Origin of the sequence: Leucothrix arctica (assembly GCF_003172895.1) — a bacterium.
Taxonomy (GTDB): Bacteria; Pseudomonadota; Gammaproteobacteria; order Thiotrichales; family Thiotrichaceae; genus Leucothrix; species Leucothrix arctica.
The window spans coordinates 95,087-114,497 of record NZ_QGKL01000039.1 but is presented as its reverse complement, the minus strand read 5'-3'; the positions used below and the strand labels follow the sequence as shown (position 1 = coordinate 114,497).

Annotated in this window: 20 protein-coding genes; 4 read left to right on the top strand and 16 right to left on the bottom strand. The window is 42.7% G+C overall.

What is annotated here, in order from left to right; all coding sequences use genetic code 11:
* Positions 1 to 98 precede the first annotated feature (98 nt).
* The 3 genes from DKT75_RS14660 to DKT75_RS14650 all read left to right on the top strand — a co-directional run bounded on the left by DKT75_RS14660 (position 99) and on the right by DKT75_RS14650 (position 2,500).
* Complete coding sequence (locus DKT75_RS14660; RefSeq protein ID WP_109824185.1) at positions 99 to 536, top strand: SPOR domain-containing protein; 438 nt, start codon at positions 99 to 101, stop codon at positions 534 to 536.
* A gap of 21 nt (positions 537 to 557) precedes the next feature.
* Positions 558 to 1,922 (top strand): replicative DNA helicase, encoded by a 1,365-nt coding sequence (gene dnaB, locus DKT75_RS14655; RefSeq protein WP_109824184.1) that lies wholly within the window; start codon positions 558 to 560, stop codon positions 1,920 to 1,922.
* A gap of 98 nt (positions 1,923 to 2,020) precedes the next feature.
* Positions 2,021 to 2,500: a glycine zipper 2TM domain-containing protein gene (locus DKT75_RS14650; protein WP_109824183.1), complete on the top strand. Its 480-nt coding sequence runs from the start codon at positions 2,021 to 2,023 to the stop codon at positions 2,498 to 2,500.
* Between the two features lie 3 nt (positions 2,501 to 2,503).
* Here the strand turns inward: DKT75_RS14650 and DKT75_RS14645 are convergent, their stop codons facing one another.
* The 16 genes from DKT75_RS14645 to DKT75_RS14570 all read right to left on the bottom strand — a co-directional run bounded on the left by DKT75_RS14645 (position 2,504) and on the right by DKT75_RS14570 (position 16,854).
* Complete coding sequence (locus DKT75_RS14645; RefSeq protein WP_109824182.1) at positions 2,504 to 2,959, bottom strand: molybdenum cofactor biosynthesis protein MoaE; 456 nt, start codon at positions 2,957 to 2,959, stop codon at positions 2,504 to 2,506.
* A 4-nt stretch (positions 2,960 to 2,963) separates the two neighbouring features.
* Entirely contained in the window at positions 2,964 to 3,200 is a 237-nt protein-coding gene (locus DKT75_RS14640; RefSeq protein ID WP_109824181.1) for a MoaD/ThiS family protein, read from the bottom strand.
* A 12-nt stretch (positions 3,201 to 3,212) separates the two neighbouring features.
* Positions 3,213 to 5,051, bottom strand: a complete 1,839-nt coding sequence (gene glmS, locus DKT75_RS14635) for a glutamine--fructose-6-phosphate transaminase (isomerizing) (protein WP_109824180.1) — start codon at positions 5,049 to 5,051, stop codon at positions 3,213 to 3,215.
* Between the two features lies 1 nt (position 5,052).
* Entirely contained in the window at positions 5,053 to 6,432 is a 1,380-nt protein-coding gene (glmU, locus tag DKT75_RS14630) for a bifunctional UDP-N-acetylglucosamine diphosphorylase/glucosamine-1-phosphate N-acetyltransferase GlmU (protein WP_109824179.1), read from the bottom strand.
* A gap of 157 nt (positions 6,433 to 6,589) precedes the next feature.
* Positions 6,590 to 7,837 carry a hypothetical protein gene (locus DKT75_RS14625; RefSeq protein WP_245923229.1) on the bottom strand — a complete coding sequence of 416 codons (1,248 nt, stop codon included), beginning with the start codon at positions 7,835 to 7,837 and terminating at the stop codon, positions 6,590 to 6,592.
* A 174-nt stretch (positions 7,838 to 8,011) separates the two neighbouring features.
* On the bottom strand, positions 8,012 to 8,977 hold the full coding sequence (locus tag DKT75_RS14620; protein WP_109824178.1) for a peptidoglycan-binding protein: 966 nt from the start codon (positions 8,975 to 8,977) through the stop codon (positions 8,012 to 8,014).
* 253 nt (positions 8,978 to 9,230) lie between these two features.
* Positions 9,231 to 9,656 (bottom strand): F0F1 ATP synthase subunit epsilon, encoded by a 426-nt coding sequence (locus DKT75_RS14615; protein ID WP_109824177.1) that lies wholly within the window; start codon positions 9,654 to 9,656, stop codon positions 9,231 to 9,233.
* A gap of 15 nt (positions 9,657 to 9,671) precedes the next feature.
* Complete coding sequence (atpD, locus tag DKT75_RS14610; RefSeq protein ID WP_109824176.1) at positions 9,672 to 11,051, bottom strand: F0F1 ATP synthase subunit beta; 1,380 nt, start codon at positions 11,049 to 11,051, stop codon at positions 9,672 to 9,674.
* A 55-nt stretch (positions 11,052 to 11,106) separates the two neighbouring features.
* Complete coding sequence (gene atpG / locus DKT75_RS14605) at positions 11,107 to 11,970, bottom strand: F0F1 ATP synthase subunit gamma (protein WP_109824175.1); 864 nt, start codon at positions 11,968 to 11,970, stop codon at positions 11,107 to 11,109.
* Positions 11,971 to 11,985: 15 nt separating this feature from the next.
* Entirely contained in the window at positions 11,986 to 13,527 is a 1,542-nt protein-coding gene (gene atpA, locus DKT75_RS14600; protein ID WP_109824174.1) for a F0F1 ATP synthase subunit alpha, read from the bottom strand.
* Between the two features lie 17 nt (positions 13,528 to 13,544).
* Positions 13,545 to 14,078: a F0F1 ATP synthase subunit delta gene (locus DKT75_RS14595; protein WP_109824173.1), complete on the bottom strand. Its 534-nt coding sequence runs from the start codon at positions 14,076 to 14,078 to the stop codon at positions 13,545 to 13,547.
* A gap of 11 nt (positions 14,079 to 14,089) precedes the next feature.
* The gene (locus DKT75_RS14590) at positions 14,090 to 14,560 is read right to left on the bottom strand and encodes a F0F1 ATP synthase subunit B (protein WP_109824172.1); all 471 of its coding nucleotides are present in this window, start codon (positions 14,558 to 14,560) and stop codon (positions 14,090 to 14,092) included.
* A gap of 53 nt (positions 14,561 to 14,613) precedes the next feature.
* Positions 14,614 to 14,898 carry a F0F1 ATP synthase subunit C gene (atpE, locus tag DKT75_RS14585; protein WP_109824171.1) on the bottom strand — a complete coding sequence of 95 codons (285 nt, stop codon included), beginning with the start codon at positions 14,896 to 14,898 and terminating at the stop codon, positions 14,614 to 14,616.
* A 49-nt stretch (positions 14,899 to 14,947) separates the two neighbouring features.
* Entirely contained in the window at positions 14,948 to 15,811 is an 864-nt protein-coding gene (gene atpB, locus DKT75_RS14580) for a F0F1 ATP synthase subunit A (protein WP_109824170.1), read from the bottom strand.
* A 52-nt stretch (positions 15,812 to 15,863) separates the two neighbouring features.
* The gene (locus DKT75_RS14575) at positions 15,864 to 16,217 is read right to left on the bottom strand and encodes an ATP synthase subunit I (protein ID WP_158278882.1); all 354 of its coding nucleotides are present in this window, start codon (positions 16,215 to 16,217) and stop codon (positions 15,864 to 15,866) included.
* A gap of 196 nt (positions 16,218 to 16,413) precedes the next feature.
* Positions 16,414 to 16,854, bottom strand: a complete 441-nt coding sequence (locus DKT75_RS14570; protein ID WP_146201389.1) for a VanZ family protein — start codon at positions 16,852 to 16,854, stop codon at positions 16,414 to 16,416.
* A gap of 193 nt (positions 16,855 to 17,047) precedes the next feature.
* On the opposite strand from DKT75_RS14570, the gene uvrD reads away from it, so the two are divergent.
* A complete protein-coding gene (uvrD, locus tag DKT75_RS14565) occupies positions 17,048 to 19,225 on the top strand; it encodes a DNA helicase II (protein WP_109824167.1) in 2,178 nt (725 codons plus the stop codon).
* Positions 19,226 to 19,411 lie beyond the last annotated feature (186 nt).

Sequence of the window (19,411 nt, the reverse complement as noted above, 5' to 3'; positions counted from 1 at the left end):
GCAGACAGACGGTATACGCGACGAAGACCATGTACTATCATAAACGGTTATATAGGACACTGAAGTCCTGACGATAATCAAAATTATGGAAAGCAGTCATGTCAATACTTAGAAACCCACCGTCTCGCCAACGCGGAATAGCCGCGTCAAAGGTACTAATGATCATTGTGGCGATAGTATTGCTGGCACTTGCTTATAGATACGTCAAAGACAGAAACTTTTTCGGTTTAAGTACAGCTTCCATTACTAGCCCTATTAAAAATATTAACCCCTTCACTGATGACTATGCAGGATTTGGTGTACAGGTCGTCGCAACAACGAGTCTGGCTGAAGGAAAGAAGGTAATGAATAAGTTTGCAACCGATGGCTACTCTGCTTTTATTGTGGAAACCGACCAGCGTGGCAGCCCTCTTTACTTAGTGAGACTTGGCCCGTATAGCCGAGATGAAGCTACAGCAATCAACGATAAAATTAAAAGACGCTATAAAAGAAGTCCTTACGTTAGAGACAGTTTTGTCGTGTATCGCGAAGGTTAATTTCGGTTTACACTATCGCGTATGGATAATGAAAGTTTTGATTCGCTACGCGTCCCCCCCCATTCTATTGAAGCCGAGCAGTCAGTCTTAGGCGGACTGATGCTCGATAATCGAGCATGGGATATTGTTGCCGACAAAGTGTCTGAGGGCGACTTCTACAGACAAGATCATCGATTGATTTTTCGATCAATTGTAGAGCTAGCTGAAAACGGCCAGCCTCTTGATTGGATTACCCTTTCCGAATGGCTTAAACAACGCTCTCAGCTGGAAAATGCCGGTGGCTCTACCTACCTTGGTACGTTAGCAAAAGACACTCCAAGTGCCGCGAATATACATGCATACGCCAATATTGTTCGCGAAAAGTCGGTATTACGTCAGTTAATTAGCGTCGGTACAGACATTGCGGACCTTGCTTATAATGGTGGTGATCAAGATAGCCGTGCACTACTAGATGAAGCTGAAAAACGTGTCTTCCAAATTGCAGAGCAAGGTACTAAATCAGAAAGTTTTGTGCCAATCAAAGAACTACTAAAAGCCAGCCTGGATAAGATCCAATACTTAGCGGAAACTGAAGGTAGCATCACCGGTACCGCAACAGGCTATCCCGAGCTTGATGAAAAAACCTCAGGGCTAAATGCAGGTGACCTTATTATTGTTGCCGGTCGACCAGCAATGGGTAAAACAACCTTTGCAATGAATATTGCCGAGAGTGTCGCTCTAGCGGACAAACCCGTTGTAATTTTTAGTATGGAGATGCCCGCTGAGCAGCTGATCTTACGTATGTTTGCATCTAATGGCCGAGTGCCATTGACTGATATTCGTACCGGTAAAATACGTGAAGAGGATTGGCCCCGTGTCGCCATGTCAGTTAAAGCCTTTTCAAAGACTAAGCTATTTATCGATGACATGGGTGGCCAAACACCTACAGACATTCGAGCTAAGACTAGACGTTTAGCACGTGAACACGGGCAATTAGGCGTGATCGTTATCGATTATCTTCAGTTGATGCAAACCGCAGGTAAATCAGAAAATCGTACTAACGAGGTTTCTGAAATATCACGATCATTGAAGAGTTTGGCAAAAGAATTGAAGTGCCCAATTATCGCCCTTTCTCAGCTAAACCGAAGTCTTGAGCAGCGCCCAGATAAACGACCAATCATGTCTGACCTTCGTGAGTCTGGTGCAATCGAGCAGGATGCGGATATCATTATGTTCATCTATCGTGATGAAGTTTATGATGAAAACTCACCTGACAAAGGTATGGCAGAAGTTATCATTGGTAAACAGCGTAATGGCCCTATTGGTACCATTAGACTAACCTTCCAAGGTAAGTACACTCGTTTTGACTCATTCTCTCCTGATATTTATTCACCAGAGTTTGGATAATATTTAAAAAACAGCACGTAACTGTTCGATAAAATAGAAACTATTATAAATCTCACGAGTCTATGTATTTATAAACTTTTATTTGATTAAGGATAAACATGAAAAAAGTACTTTCAAAAACACTGTTAGCTGCTTCTATTAGCGCAACCGTTATCCTAAGTGGCTGTGCCGCGACAGGAATGACTGATGGCGAGACACGTGCAGTTGTTGGCGCAGTCATTGGTAGCGCGGTTGGTGGTGAATTTGGTAAGGGTGATGGTCGTCGAGTCACTAAATTACTAGGTGCTGCTCTTGGTGGTTACCTAGGCGCAACACTAGGGCGCAACCTTGACAGTTCAGACAAGTCTTATGTTGATACTGCAATGAACAACACACCTGATAACCGTCAAGTACGTTGGAACAATAGTACCACTGGCGCAAATTACGCATTTACTCCTACCCAAAGCTACCAAGCAACAGTAAACCAAGCACCAACACAGTGCCGTAACTATACGATGCTTGTTGATATGGGGGGCCAACCTGAGCGAGTTCAAGGTAAAGCTTGCCTAGTTAATGGACAATGGATTAATGCTCAATAAGCTTTAATTATCGCGGGTGTCAGGCGTATTTTCTGACACCCAGCGCGACTCACCACTGAGCAAACTTTCTTTTTTCCAGAAAGGTGCTTTATGTTTGAGCTCTTCCATAATATGGCGACACGCATCGAATGCAGCAGCACGATGTGCAGACCAAACAACAACAAGCACAATAGGGTCAGAGGGTTGAATCAAACCCACTCTGTGACTTAATAGAACGTGCTGAACTGGCCACTTTTCTATAGACAACTCAACGATGCTTTCAAGTTGTTTCTGAGTCATTAAGGGATAGTGCTCAAGCACCATCTCAACAACATCATCGCCTTCATTGAAATCACGCATAGTGCCTACGAAGCTAGCCGTCGCACCGTAACTTTTTACGCCGTTGAGGTTATTATTTTGAAAGGAAATAATCTCGTGCCATGGATCAAAACTGCCTTCATGAATATTAATACTATTCATTTTCCTACCCTCCTGTAACAGGTGGGAAAAAAGCTACTTCGTCATTTTCATGAATGTTTGTTTGCAGATCTGCGTATTCATGATTAATTGCCAACAAAGACGACTCTGGTAAGTCTATACCCTTATTTAAGATACACCAAAGAGACTCTCCGGTTATCGGCACTTCTATTGCAAAGCTATCTTCAGATTTTCCAACTAATTCACGAAGGCTGGCAAAGTAAAGTACTCTAACAGCCTTCATGACAGAACTCCGTTACTCGACAGTAACAGACTTAGCAAGGTTTCGTGGTTTATCAACATCCGTTCCTTTAAATACAGCCACATGGTATGACAGTAATTGTAACGGAATCGTATAAACAATAGGGATTAGACTTTCTGGAATTTCAGGTACTCGAATAATGTGAATGTTACTTTGCTCAGTAATTTCAGCTTTTTCATCCGCAAATAGATACAACACACCACCTCTAGAACGAACCTCTTCAAGATTTGACTTCAGTTTCTCTAGAAGATTAGTGTTAGGAGCTACCGCAACAATCGGCATTTCCGAATCTACCAACGCTAATGGACCATGCTTTAATTCACCTGCTGGGTATGCTTCAGCATGAATATAAGAGATTTCCTTAAGCTTTAACGCACCCTCCATCGCAATCGGATATAAATCACCACGACCTAAGAACAACGCATGATGCTTATCAATAAACGCCTCGCCCATCTTTTTGATCATGTCGTCCTGCTGAAGTACTTGCTCAACAATTGCCGGTAAACGTTTTAGGTTAGTTAGCATCTCTAGCGACTTAGCTTCGTTCTTTGGATCACGCTGCATAAGACAGATGGTTAACAATTGAAGCGCAACCAGTTGCGTTGTAAATGCCTTAGTAGATGCGACACCAATCTCAGGTCCAGCAACAGTCATTAACGAGAAGTCGGACTCTCGAGTTAATGAGCTCTCTGGAACATTACAGATAGTCAGTGTTGCTAAACACCCTTCCTGCTTCACTTTTTCAAGCGCAGCTAAACTATCAGCAGTCTCACCTGACTGCGAGATAGTAATAAATAACACACCATCACGCTTCGGTTGACGACGGTAGCGATACTCACTAGCGACTTCAACATTACAGGGTAAGTCAGTCAGACTTTCAATCCAATAGCGTGCTGTCAAACCTGAATGATAACTTGTACCACACGCTATAATTTGAACTTCACGAATCTCATTGAATACTTTTTCAAGTAGTTCTTTATCACCTGAAATACAGCTCCTTAAATCACTTAACTCAACTCGACCGGCCAAAGTGTTTTGTATTGCAGCTGGCTGCTCATAGATTTCTTTGAGCATGAAATGACGATATTCACCTAAATCTGAATCCATCGAACTTGCTAAAGACTCTTTGATCGGACGCTCAACTACTAAACCAGATTCATCAAAAATTGTAAAACCAGCAAGCGTCATGTCGACGCTATCGCCATTCTCTAGATAAATAAAGCGATTGGTTACTGGAAGTAATGCTTGGATATCAGAACCAATAAAATACTCACCAATACCAAGACCCAGTACTAAAGGACTTCCTTGGCGTACTGCGATTAAATGCTCAGGATCGTCGTTTGCTATAACGCCAAGAGCGTATGCACCGCGTAGTTTTTTAGTCGCTTGATTCACTGCTTCAAGCAGACTAACACCCGGCTTAAGCAGTGTATCAATCAAATGAACAACTACTTCTGTATCCGTTTCAGACTCAAAGTTGTAACCTAACGCAATCAGTTCCTCGCGTAACGGCTCGTAGTTTTCTATGATTCCGTTATGTACAACAGCAATACGGTCATTACTAATATGAGGGTGAGCATTTCGTTCAGCAGGCTCACCATGCGTTGCCCAGCGAGTATGCGCGATACCAGCGCTACCAAAAATTGGCGCCTCAGCAAGCTTAGTTTCTAGTTCTGCGACTTTACCCAATGCACGCGTTCGTTCTACGATACGGTCATGGTTAATGACTGCTACACCAGCGGAGTCATAACCTCTATATTCTAGTCGACGTAAACCTTCTACAAGAATTCCAATTACATCACGCTGAGCCATTGCTCCTACTATTCCACACATATTAGCTATCCTTGTTTGTTAGTTTTGTTGGACGCTTCCAGCCAGTTATACTGACTTGCTTTGAGCGTGATAAAGTTAAAGTGTGCTCAGGTGTGTCTTGTGTGATCGTTGAACCAGCACCTATTGTTGCACCTGCTTTTATAGTAACAGGAGCAATCAACTGACTATCTGATCCTACAAATGCATCATCGCCTATGACTGTTTTAAACTTATTTACACCATCGTAATTACAAGTAATTGTACCTGCCCCGATGTTTACATTAGCACCCATTTCGGTATCACCAATGTAGCTTAAGTGACTGACTTTACTTCCCTCACCAACCGTACTTTTCTTAATCTCTACGAAGTTACCAACCTTAGCACTGTCCTTCAAAACAGTATCAGGACGTATACGTGCAAAAGGCCCTATATCACATAAAGCTCCAATCTCAGCATCGTCGATAACGGAATTAGGTTTGATAGTCGTATTAGCACCGATGCTACTATTTTTAATGACACAGTTTGCTTCAATACTTACACCGTCAGAAAGGTGCACATTTCCAATAAAGACCGCATTAATATCAATGATCACATCTTTACCAACTGTCACCTCACCTCTTACATCAACCCTTTGTGGATCAAGTAAAGTAGCACCTGCAACCATCAGACCTTCTGCTTGACGTGCTTGGTAGCCTCTTTCAAGCTCAGCTTGTTGTTGACGATTATTAACACCCTGTATTTCAACCGGATCCATACAGAGTACAGATGTTATCGCAGCTCCTTCGCTAACAGCATGAGCAACACAGTCAGTTAAATAATATTCTTTTTGGGCATTATCTGCAGTCAACATAGATAACCAGCGTTTCAACTGCTTTCCTTTTGCTGCAACTATCCCCGTATTTACTTCATCTATTTTTCTAATTTCGTCTGATGCATCTTTTTCTTCTACTATTTCAATGATCTCACCAGAAGAGCTATCACGTACAATGCGACCATAACCAGTTGGTTTTTCCAACTTAGTCGTCAATAACGCATAATCGTAGTCACCGATGCATTCACATAGAGGCTTAAGTGTTTCAGACCGTACTAGTGGAACGTCACCGTAAGCAATTAAGACCACATCATTGTCATCAATATTTGGTATTGCTTGAATAACCGCATGTCCAGTTCCTAACTGATCATTTTGGTAAACCCAACTCACATTATTATCTGTGACACTCTCTATGACGACTTCAGCGTGATGTCCAACAACGATCACAATATCGTCTGATTTTGCTTCTTTACAAGTGTCAATCACATGATGTAGCATCGATTTCCCGCCAATCTTATGCATGACTTTGGGTAAATCAGAGCGCATTCGTGAGCCTTTACCTGCAGCTAGAATAATAGATTTGATTTTCATTTTAAGAACTTATTTTTAATTAATTAGCTTTAAGATAACACTAGTAGAACAGATAGAAACCTCGTAGGTGACTATATTCTATGAATTAACGATAAAGCGTTAATTTGAAGGGAAAGTGGTTAACAGACGTTAACCACTTGTATTACTTTTTCTAGATTTAATATGTTTTACAAGACGACTGATAAGGCTTTGGCACAATGCCCCAGCGATACTCTAATGGTGCATTAGGGTTTGATGAAACAGTTCCTGCAAAAATATTTTTTCGCAATTCGCGTAATGGCATAAAGTAATTTTCACCTAAACTCATCTGCACCATACAAAAATTATTTATCTGCTTCTTTTGTGCTGGCGTAGGATCTGTTTGAGAAAACAACGTATTAGTCCACTGCTGGGCTTGGCTATTAGGAGACTGTCCTTTGGTCTTCACATGATGTTCACCAATAGCATTAAAGAACGCTTTTAAACGTCTGTCGCGTGATGGTGTAGAGTAACTATCGTACTCAAAACGATTCATGCACTGCCTGCCACCTTTACGGATCTTCTGTAAATACCAAAGAGCATCGTAAACATAAACACTTCGGTCATTGGCGTACTGGCATAAAGCTATCATTAAACGTAATGATTTCTCCGAAGCCGTTTCTTTGCGCTTACCTAATGCACTGGATAAAATATCAGTGAATCGTACATAGTTCTGCTTAACAGACTTAGCAATTGTAAATTGCTCTATACTATATCCTGGCTGATCCTTTATCGCTTTCGTCATGTTTTGAGGCTGAATAAACCGACGATAGCCATCACTAAAGTTCTTCATATCCTCAGGTACATAGAAAGGAAAGGACTCAATACGGTCCAAAAATCTAGCTGCCTTAGGAGTTGTTGAATAAACCACCTCTGCTACACCAGCATCAGTAATATCAACAATTGTATAAGAGTGAACACCGGGAGCGACGTATACATCACCAGGTTTAATATCACTCATAGCTACTGGATAAGTATCTTTTTTAAGAGACACAGTACTTCCAACGTTAGCCACATAATCCATGAATTTGCGAACACGCTTTGACTCTGGAAGCTTGTCCCATCTAGTACTTCTGTTACTAATGAATTTTCCTTTTTTAGAAGGATTACTCATAACAAAAGGCAGCCTGTGCTCATATGCAAATATTAAACGCATAGCGTAAACAGCATCAGCACAATCATGTTCAAATTTGTAGTACAAAGGTTTTTTCTCATCCATGAAAAACTCTTCGTTCCAGTAACGGGTTACCCAGGCTCGATAGTTGTTTTCCCAACGCTCATCCCAAGTATTTTTTGCTTTCCATACGGATGCATCTGCTGTTGCACCGAACACCATAGCAATCAGTAGAATACCGTTAATGATGCAACTCTTTATTTTCTTATCCATAAGTTCTACATTCCAACTTTATTCTAAATATGATTAATCAGTAGCTTACTGTTTAATTATTTTTTCTTTATAAAATTATTTCATATGCAAAAAAAATGGGATTGAAGTTAGCCCTCAATCCCACTTTAGACTCTAACTAATCAGAGTTACACATTAATAAATGTGTCAATCTAATTAACGGTTCTGCATGAACTGGTTTAGAGCTGCACGAGTACCTTTGCCTACAACGCCGTCGATTGGGCCTTTGTAGTAACCTTTAGCTTTCAGCTTAGTCTGAAGAGCAAATACATCTACTGCCTTCGTAGCTGGAGCAACATACGCTGGCTTAGGAGCAACATAGCGTGGAGCTGGAGCTGCTTTCTTAGCGCCGTAAGAATGGCTGTGGTTTCTTTGGTTATACTTGTGACAATGACTAACACTCTTAGTCATGCTATTAGCAGGATGACTATGACACCAGCGATTAGTAGGAGCAGCTTTCTTAGGTGCAGCCTTCATAGGAGTCTTAACATATACCGGCTTGTATACAACTTTCTCTTTGTAAACAATCTTAGGTACTTGCTTGTATACAACTTTTGGTACGTATACTTTCTTCTCTACAACACGAGTTACAGTTCTAACTGCAGGCTTAGACATTGTCTTACCTTTCTGGTAATGCTTACCAGTTGGGTTTTTGTGACAATGACGTACAGTCTTGCTCAACTTAGTTGGAGCATGACCGTGACAATTACCCGCCGATCTAACAACAGGCTTAGGCTTAACCATTACTGGCTTAGGCTCAACCATTACTGGAGCAGGAGGAACAGTAACAGTGTTTTGAGTATCAGCTACTTGCTGACCACCAGCTGCTTGCTGACCACCAGCTACTTGCTGACCACCAGCTACTTGCTGACCACCAGCTACTTGCTCGCCACCAGCTACTTGCTGACCACCAGCTACTTGCTGACCACCAGCTACTTGCTGACCACCAGCTACCTGTGCGCCACCAGCTACTTGCTGACCACCAGCTACTTGCTGACCACCAGCTACTTGTGCGCCACCAGCAACTTGTGAGCCGCCTTCTACAACTTGCTGAGAGCAACCTGTAGCGAAGACACCAGCCATCACCAAAGTTGCAACCGAGAGTTGATGTTTGATTTTCATGTAATACATCCTTTAACTAGTTAACTGCGTAGATTTAGATTGAACAAACGATCTATATATTATTGTTTATCCGCATCGCAAGTATAGTATTAAATCAAGCTACATTCAAAAAAAAGGTGCGGTAAAGATACGGTTTTTTTGTTTATATGCCTAAATATACGATAAGTAGCAGCATAAAAATCTTTATTTATGCTACGTTCATAAAAAAAGCGACCCAAAGGCCGCTTTTTGTTTTTACTCTAACCACTTAGAATTAACTTCTCAGTGTTTTTCCTATGCGGTGAATCATTTCCATCTGTGCTTTAGCAGCATCTAACTCTGCTTGAATAGCAGCATAATCCATATCTTCTGGATCTTTACCCGCTAGAGCATCTTCAGCACCTTGAATTGCATCCGCCGCAGCGGCTTCATCAAGGTCTTCAGCGCGGACCGCGGAGTCAGCCAATACCGTAACGATAGTTGGCTGTACTTCTACAATTCCACCAGCAACAAATAACGATGAAACACCGTCACTTGTTTTATAGTTGAGTTCACCTGGCTTCAAAGTCGCAATTAACTGACTATGGTTCGGCAAAATACCCATTGAGCCCATCTCTCCTGGAACAGAAACTTCCTGCACATGCCCAGAAAACAGCTCACCTTCAGCACTCACCACATCCAAACGTATAGTTGTAGCCATGATATTACTCCACTATTACTGTTTAGCCGCTTTCTCAATGGCTTCATCAATACCGCCAACCATATAGAAAGCTTGCTCAGGCATATGGTCATACTCACCAGCAATGATGCCTTTAAAGCCTGCCAAAGTGTCAGCAAGTGTTACGTACTTACCAGGTGCACCAGTAAATACTTCAGCTACATGGAATGGCTGAGACAAGAAACGTTGAACACGACGAGCGCGACCAACAGCTTGCTTATCATCTTCAGACAATTCGTCCATACCTAGAATCGCGATAATATCCTGCAACTCTTTATAACGCTGAAGTACACCCTGTACATCACGAGCAATTCCGTAATGCTCTTCACCAATAATTAATGGATCTAACTGGCGAGATGTAGAAGTTAGTGGATCTACCGCAGGGTAAATACCTAATTCCGCAATCGAGCGAGACAATACTAATGTCGCATCCAAGTGAGCAAACGTTGTTGCAGGAGATGGATCCGTCAAGTCATCGGCAGGTACATATACCGCCTGGAACGATGTGATCGAACCAGTCTTTGTAGATGTAATACGCTCTTGAAGTGCACCCATTTCTTCAGCAAGTGTAGGCTGGTAACCTACCGCTGATGGCATACGACCTAGCAGTGCTGATACTTCAGTACCCGCTAGTGTGTAACGGTAGATGTTATCAACAAACATCAAAACGTCACGACCTTCGTCACGGAAATGCTCAGCCATTGTCAAACCAGTCAAGGCAACACGCAATCTGTTTCCTGGAGGCTCATTCATCTGACCATAGACTAGTGCAACTTTATCAAGTACACCACCCTCTTCCATTTCGTAATAGAAGTCGTTTCCTTCACGAGTACGTTCACCAACACCAGCAAATACAGACAAACCTGAGTGTGCCTTAGCGATGTTATTGATCAACTCCATTAGTGTTACGGTTTTACCAACACCCGCACCACCGAACAAACCAACTTTACCACCCTTAGCGATAGGCATAATCAAGTCAACAACCTTGATACCTGTCTCTAAGATATCCAAGCTTGCTGATAGCTCATCATACTTTGGAGGTGAACGATGAATAGGCATCAGCTTCTCAGCTGTCACATCACCAGCGTTATCAATTGGCTCGCCCAAAACGTTCATGATACGACCCAATGTTCCTTCACCAACAGGAACTTGGATAGGAGCACCTGAATTAACAGCGCCCATACCACGTTTCAAACCTTCTGCCTCACCCATGGCGATTGTGCGAACCACACCGTCACCTAGCTGAGACTGCACTTCAAGCGTTAGACCACCATGGTCTGCAACTGTAAGCGCATCATATACACTCGGTACCGCGTCACGTGGAAATTCCACATCAACGATAGGCCCGATGATCTGCACTACTTGTCCAGTACTCATTTTGATAGTACCTCTAAAAAATTTATTAAACTTTGCTCAGTCAGTCGCTAGCGGTTTAACCAACCGCTGCAGCACCTGAAACGATCTCGGAAATTTCCTGAGTAATCGAAGCCTGACGCGCCTTGTTGTAAGCTAATTTAAGGTCATTGATAATATTTCCTGCATTATCAGATGCACTCTTCATAGCAACCATACGCGCCGACATTTCGCAGGCGATATTTTCGACGACACCCTGATAAACCAATGACTCAATGTAACGTGTCATTAACTTATCAATAACCACTTCAGACTCTGGCTCATAAAGATAATCCCAATGTGTCTGGACATCATCTTCTGACTCAGAAGCAACAACAGGTATTAGCTGAGTTACTTGTGGCGATTGTGTCATGCTGTTAACGAATTTATTTTCCACCAAGAACAGACGATCAATTCGGCCTTCTTCGTAAGCGTCAAGCATCACCTTAATCGTACCGATAATATCGGTAAGAGAAGGCTTATCACCCAATTGGGTATTTTCTGCTACAACACCATAACGACGAAATGCCGAAAGTGCCTTACCGCCAAGAACCGCAATATCGATCTCAACGTTCTGCTCTTTCCATTTCGCTATGTCCTGAAATGCTTTCTTGAACAAATTACCGTTCAATCCACCACACAGACCGCGATCTGATGAAATAATAATATAACCAACTCGTTTTACATCTTCACGTTCAACCGTATAAGGATGCTTATATTCGAGGTGACCATTCGCCAAATGTCCTACAACTTGTCGCATTTTATCTGCATAAGGGCGAGATTCTTGCATTCGCTCTTTTGCACGACGCATCTTGGACGCAGCAACCATTTCCATTGCTTTAGTGATCTTTTTGGTATTTTGAATACTACCAATCTGAGATCGTATTTCCTTTAGACCTGCCATGGGACGTTCCTCCCGTTACCAAGTACTTTTGGATTTAAAATCTTCAATCAAGCTACGCATTTCAGCAGCAATCTCGTCGTTGTACTTACCCGACTCATTCACTGAAGTCATGAACTCTGATTTTTCAGCATTTGCATAAGAACGCAACGCTGCTTCAAAGTCACCGACTTTTGCTACTTCGATATCATCAAGGAAACCTTCGTTTGCTGCGAATAGCACCAAACCTAGTTCCGAAGTCGATAATGGAGAGTATTGAGCTTGACTCATTAGCGCTGTAACACGCTGACCACGTTCAATCTGCTTACGAGTACCTTCATCAAGATCAGAAGCAAACTGAGAGAATGCTGCCAATTCACGGTACTGAGCCAAATCAAGACGTACACCACCACCAAGTTTCTTGATGATTTTCGTCTGAGCGGCACCACCTACACGAGATACTGACAAACCAGCATCAATCGCAGGACGGTTACCTGAGTTAAACAAATCTGTATCTAGGAAGATCTGACCATCGGTAATAGAGATAACGTTTGTTGCAACGAATGCAGAAACATCACCCTCTTGAGTCTCGATGATTGGATAAGCCGTCAAAGAACCTGTCTTACCTTTCACTTCGCCATTAGTCATACGCTCAACATAGTCAGCGTTAACTCGAGCAGAACGCTCTAGTAGACGAGAGTGAAGATAGAAAACATCTCCAGGATAAGCTTCACGACCTGGCGGACGACGTAGCAATAGAGATACCTGACGGTAAGCCCATGCTTGCTTAGTCAAATCATCATAGATGATTAATGCATCTTCACCACGATCACGGAAGTATTCACCCATCGCACAACCAGCGTACGGAGCAAGATACTGCATAGATGCAGGGTCAGAAGCGTTAGCCGCGACAACGATTGTGTAATCCATTGCGCCGTATTCTTCAAGTTTACGTACGATACCAGCAACAGAAGAAGCCTTCTGACCAACTGCTACGTAAATACACTTAACGTTTTTACCTTTCTGATTGATGATTGCATCGATAGCGATAGCAGTCTTACCAGTCTGGCGGTCTCCAATGATCAACTCACGCTGACCACGTCCAACAGGAACCATTGCATCTAGTGCTTTGATACCTGTTTCCATTGGCTCATCTACCGATTTACGGTCGATTACACCCGGAGCAACTTGTTCGATTGGGCCGAACAAAGTAGTTTCAATCGCGCCTTTACCATCAATTGGTTGACCCAATGTGTCGACAACGCGACCCATTAGCTCTGGACCAACAGGTACTTCTAGGATGCGACCAGTACACTTAACAGTGTCACCTTCTTTAATACCTTTGTAGTCACCTAAGACTACAGCACCAACAGAATCACGCTCTAAGTTAAGCGCCAAACCATATGTGCCTGTCGAGAATTCAATCATTTCACCTGACATTACTTCGCCAAGTCCGTGGATACGAACGATACCGTCCATAACCGATACGATTGTACCCTCTGTTCTTGCTTCAGTATCTGCGTCGAAGCTTTCAATACGCTTCTTGATCAGATCACTGATTTCAGTTGGGTTCAGTTGCATTTAGATATTCCTCTATATCAGCTAAGGTTCGATTTCAAAGTTTGAAAGCGACCCTGTAGCGAACCATCAATTACCAAATCGCCAACGCGTATAACCGCGCCGCCCAATAGGGTTTCATCAATTTTGGTAACGAGCTTTACTTTACGGCCCAAACGCTTTTCTAACGCTGCGACAATTGCATCTTCTTGCTCTTGGTTAACTTTAGCAGCGGCGATTAACTCACCCTCTACTTCACCTTGAGACTCAGACTTAAGCTCTTCAAAAAGAGAAGCTACATCTGGAAGTAATACAAAACGATTGTTCTCACCAAGCGACTTCAGAAGATTGACACTTTGTTCGTTCAAATCACCTGAGGCGAATTCAACGAACGAGTCAATTTTTTGTGAAGTACTTACTTTAGGATTATCCAGCAATGAAGCTGAATCTTCCGAAGCGACAATCGACGCCATGAGACCTAGTTGTTCAGACCATGAGTCTAAAGAACCAGTTGCCTCTGCGATTTCGAATACAGCTTTAGCATAAGGACGTGCAGCAGTTGTCAATTCAGACATTTTGGCACCACCTAGATTTTTGCGGCCAGTTCAGCTAGTGCTTTAGCGTGTACGTTACTGTCAATTTCCTTACCTAGGATCTTTTCAGCACCGCTTATCGCTAATGTAGCAACTTGCGAACGAAGTTCTTCAGTCGCTCGGCTACGCTCCATCGTTAATTCAGCTTCACCAGCTGACTTAATACGATTCGCTTCTTCCGTTGCGTCAGCCTTAGCTTTTTCAACGATTTCAGATGCGCGCTTCTGCGCCTGAGCAATTAACTCAGCAGATTGATTCTTAGCTGCACCCAGCTCTTCTTCAACTTGCTTTTGCGCTTGCTCTTCAAACTTATGACCTTCTTCAGCAGCTGCCAAGCCCTCTGCAACACGCGTCTTTCGATCTTCTAACGCAGTGATGACAGGTTCCCACAGGTACTGTTTGATGAACCAAATTAGGACAGTAAATACTATTAGCTGTCCAAATAGGGTAGCTGTGACATTCATAATTACTTACTCCGAATGTTAAGTTTCAAAACTTCTAACATTGCAAAGAGCAATTAGCCCGCGATTGCCGTTGCAGCTGATGCAAGGAAAGGGTTAGCAAAGATAAACCACATTGAAATACCCAATACGATCATTGGGAATGCTTCCATCAAACCACCAGCGAAAAGCATCTGACCCGTTAGCTGAGAACGCATCTCTGGCTGACGTGCGATACCTTCGATGAACTTAGAGCAGATTAAACCCCAACCTAATGCAGAACCTAGTGCAGCTGCTGCTAGAACGATACCTACAACCATTGCTGTTGCTGATACGATTTCAGATACTACTGAAGCATCCATAGTGAACTCCTAAAAAATAAAAATAATAAAAAATTTAAAACAAAAAACTTTAGTGATCTTCACTGCTTTGACTTGCTATACCTAGGAAGATAATAGTCAGTAGCATGAAGATGTAAGCTTGTAGCAAAACAACCATAATATGGAAAATAGCCCATACCGAACCAAGAACGATCTGTCCTGGCATTGCCCAGCCCACACCCAGTAGGGCGATAAGCAGGAATAATAATTCACCGGCAAACATGTTCCCAAATAATCGAAGCCCCATACTAATGGGTTTAGCAAGCTCTTCAATAATTGTCATCATGATATTTGCTGGAGCAAGGATAACTTTTACCCATGGCGTCTCTGCCGCGAATGGATGAGTTAGGAATACCATAAGGTACCCAGCAAAACCCTTACTCTTAATGTTGTAGTACATAATCAACAAGAACACCATAAGCGCTAGAGCGAATGTAGTATCGAGATTAGTAGTAGGTACTACTTTAAAATAAACGTGATGTGGATCTGCACCAAAAATACTTGCTATACCAGCGATCAAACTAGGCAACAAGTCAACTGGAATAATATCCATAGCATTCATTAGAATAACCATCACAAAGATAGTAATTGCTAATGGACCAACCCACTGATCTGCACTCGGGAAAATATCTTTAACTTGCTGATTAACAAACTCAACAATCATTTCTAAAATATTTTGCATACCAGTAGGTTTATCTGGATCCAGACTTTGACCTACTTTATATGCTACAAATGCAAACACCCCTGCAAGCGCGACAGTCACCAAAAATATATCTACAAAAAACACACTGAAATCAACCAAAGCTTCTGGCTGGCCTCCAATGCTTAAATTTTGCAAATGGTGCTGTATGTACTCAACAGGGTTTGAAATTGCTGGCGCATTACTTTCGCTCACAACCTACCCACCTTTAAAAAGTTAAAAAATTCTTGCTTAACTTGCCGCTTACTCATTTTTTCTGAGTAGAGCCACAAATCATAAATCCTAATTGCGCTACCGCAAAACCGCCGATAATCGCTATTGGTGGCACTAAGTTCAATACCTTAATACCGACTGCGAACATGATTAGTGTAAAAACAAAACGTTGAATAACGCCCAAATAGAGAGTGAGAGCGCCTGCGTTTGGATTATTTTCAGCTAGGTCGCTAGCTGCATTCAAACGTCTAGAAAGGAGAACAGTATTTACCATTGCAATCACACCACCGAATATCGTCGCTGATACCGCGTGACTACCAAAATAGAAAAATGACCCAATCGCTGCAAATAGCACAAGACCAGCTTGAATGATTATTAACCTTTGCAACTGCTTTCTCCGCCCTGTATCAACACTTAGTAATCTTATCGTTCTAAATAGTCAGCGCAGTATAAAGACTCACCTTGTAGCGGTCAACAACACTATAAGACCTAGCTACATAAAGTCTCAAGCAAACCCCTCCTATATTATTTCTTATCTAGACAATTACCGACACGACCCGTAAAAACCAAGTAAACAAACAACCCTATATCTTTGACTGAGCTGAGGCAGAACGCCTTTGAGCAATCATATATATCAACTGCTTTAACAACCAATAAACTAATATCCCTGAGAAATCAGCCAATGCGTCCATTAACGAGAAACTCCGATCCAGACTAAAGTACTGCAACACCTCAACACCGAAGCCATAAGCAGCTAGTGGTAATGCCTTCCAAAACCAAAAGGGCTCTCGTGAAGAAACCAAGTCCGCCAGAAAGGTAAAGCAAAAAAATACAAAAAAATGAATAAACTTATCACTCAAGTTCAAACTTTCTGGGAGGTTGCTCGACTGAGTAGCAACCCTAAGCCCTATTAATAGCAGCATAACCAGCATGGCAAAAAAACCATATTTTACATACTTAATGCGCCTTAAATAACGAACCCAAACGATACTGCGTTGAATCAGATGAGAGCAACTTTTCAACAATTTTATTCACCTTCAATATGATTCATTAATAACCACTAATTATATAGGAAAATAGCTCTCTGCATTTATTTTTCAAACACTCTGGTTGCGCCGCAATGATTTTCGTAACATCAACCCGTCACCGACTAACTCCACCATCAAAAAGTACCGCAAGAACGTAGCCACAATAGCCTGAGAAAGTTACAATTAGCCAATGGACGTATCTCACTTGCTCGACGATTTAAATAAACCGCAACGCGAAGCCGTATCATCTCCGGCCACACCCACATTAGTGCTCGCAGGAGCAGGAAGCGGAAAAACTCGTGTACTTGTTCACCGCATAGCGTGGCTTATACAAGTCGAAGACTGCTCCCCATTTAGCATACTAGCGGTAACATTTACCAATAAAGCAGCAGCAGAAATGCGAGGCCGTATTGAACAACTCCTTGGAAACCCGATGGCGGGTATGTGGGTAGGAACGTTCCATAGCTTATCCCACCGACTATTGAGAAGACATTGGCAAGAAGCCAAACTCCCTCAACTTTTTCAAATCCTTGATAGTGACGACCAGCTGCGTATCGTTAAGCGTGTCAGTCGTAACATGGGGCTTGACGAAGGCACATGGCCAGCGCGCCAAAGCCAGTGGTACATCAACTCCTGCAAAGATAAAGGCGAGCGTTCACAAAACATTGAAGACAAGGGCGACCCACAAACGTCTGTTTTGCGTGATATTTATCAAGCTTACGAAACCACTTGCCAACAATCAGGCGTCGTGGACTTTGCAGAACTCCTGCTTCGCTCCCTCGAACTACTTAGAGACAACCCTGAACTGCTTGCACAATACCGCAGAAGATTTCGTCACTTACTAGTCGACGAATTCCAAGATACAAATACTCTTCAGTACGGCTGGTTGCGCCTAATTGCCGGTGACACAACCCCCCCTTTTGCAGTGGGCGACGATGACCAATCAATTTACGGCTGGCGCGGGGCAAAGATTGAAAACATCCAAAACTTCACTCGCGACTTCCCAGATACCAATACTGTTCGATTAGAGCAAAACTATCGCTCATCTGGAAATATACTCAAAGCGGCCAATGCACTTATTAGTAATAACAACGGCCGACTTGGCAAAAACTTATGGACGGACGCAGGCGACGGCGAACTAATCCACCTCTACGCAGCAAATGATGAATATGACGAAGCTCGCTATACCGTATCTCGCATCAAACAATGGCTAGACCAAGGTAATAGCTACCAAGAGTGCGCCATTCTTTATCGTTCGAATGCGCAATCACGTATCTTTGAAAGCCAATTAATTGAATCAAGTGTCCCCTACCGTATTTATGGTGGTCAACGATTTTTTGAACGCGCAGAAATCAAAGACGCACTCGCCTACCTTCGCCTTAGTGCAAACCGTCACGATGACCCATCTTTCGACCGCATAATTAACCAACCACCTCGTAGCATCGGCGACAAAACAGCTAGCATTATACGCGACCACGCCCGAGACCAAGGCTTATCTCTATGGCAAGCAGCAGACTCCCTACTGAAGTCAAACCACTTTACCGCACGAGCAGGGAATGCAATCAGTGGCTTCACTCAACTAATCAACGATATGGCAGACAACATTTCGGGACTTACCCTCGAAGAGCAAGTTGACCAAGTCATTCGGGCATCACAACTAAAGCCGCACTATCTACACAAAGATAAAGGCGACAAAGGTGAAGCTCGCATTGAAAACTTGAATGAATTGGTTGCAGCAGCCCAAGGTTTTATCTACAAACCAGAAGATGAACATGCAAATATGGATTTCTTATCGGCATTCTTATCTCATGCTTCGTTAGAGGCAGGAGACAGTCAAAGCAAAGCTGGCGATGACTGCGTTCAATTAATGACACTTCACTCGGCTAAAGGCCTTGAGTTTCCACTAGTCTTTTTAGTCGGCTTAGAAGAAGGTTTATTTCCAAGCCAACAGTCCAGCGAAGACCTAGGTAGAATGGAAGAAGAAAGAAGACTTTGCTACGTGGGCATCACTCGCGCGGAAAAGCAACTAATCATGTCTTTTGCCGAACAGCGTCGCCTTTATGGTACAACCCAATACGGCGTACCGTCACGCTTCATTCATGAAATCCCAGACCGTCTGATTGAGCGCGTTAGGCCCGTTGCTGCAAAATCCTCATGGGCACCCACCAGCCGCCCGATAACAAACAACTTTGAACCCAAAAGTGAAGATGGGCTACATATTGGACAAGCTGTTGAGCACTCTAAATTCGGCATAGGAGTGATCACGGACACTGAAGGCTCGGGGAGCCACGCAAGAGTCCAAGTGAACTTTGAAAGTTCAGGTAGTAAATGGCTGGTACTAGCCTATGCGAAACTTCAACCTGTTTAATATAAACACAAAAAACAATTAGTGAACAAGCACTCCAGTACGATTTTTGTTAATATATAAACAAGACTATCACTTAGGCATGACATAGCCGCCAAATATCGACTTGTAAGGCGGAACAATCATAAAAATGCTATTATCAACACGCCTGTTTAAAAGTGTTAACCAATAATTACGTTCGGTAACATG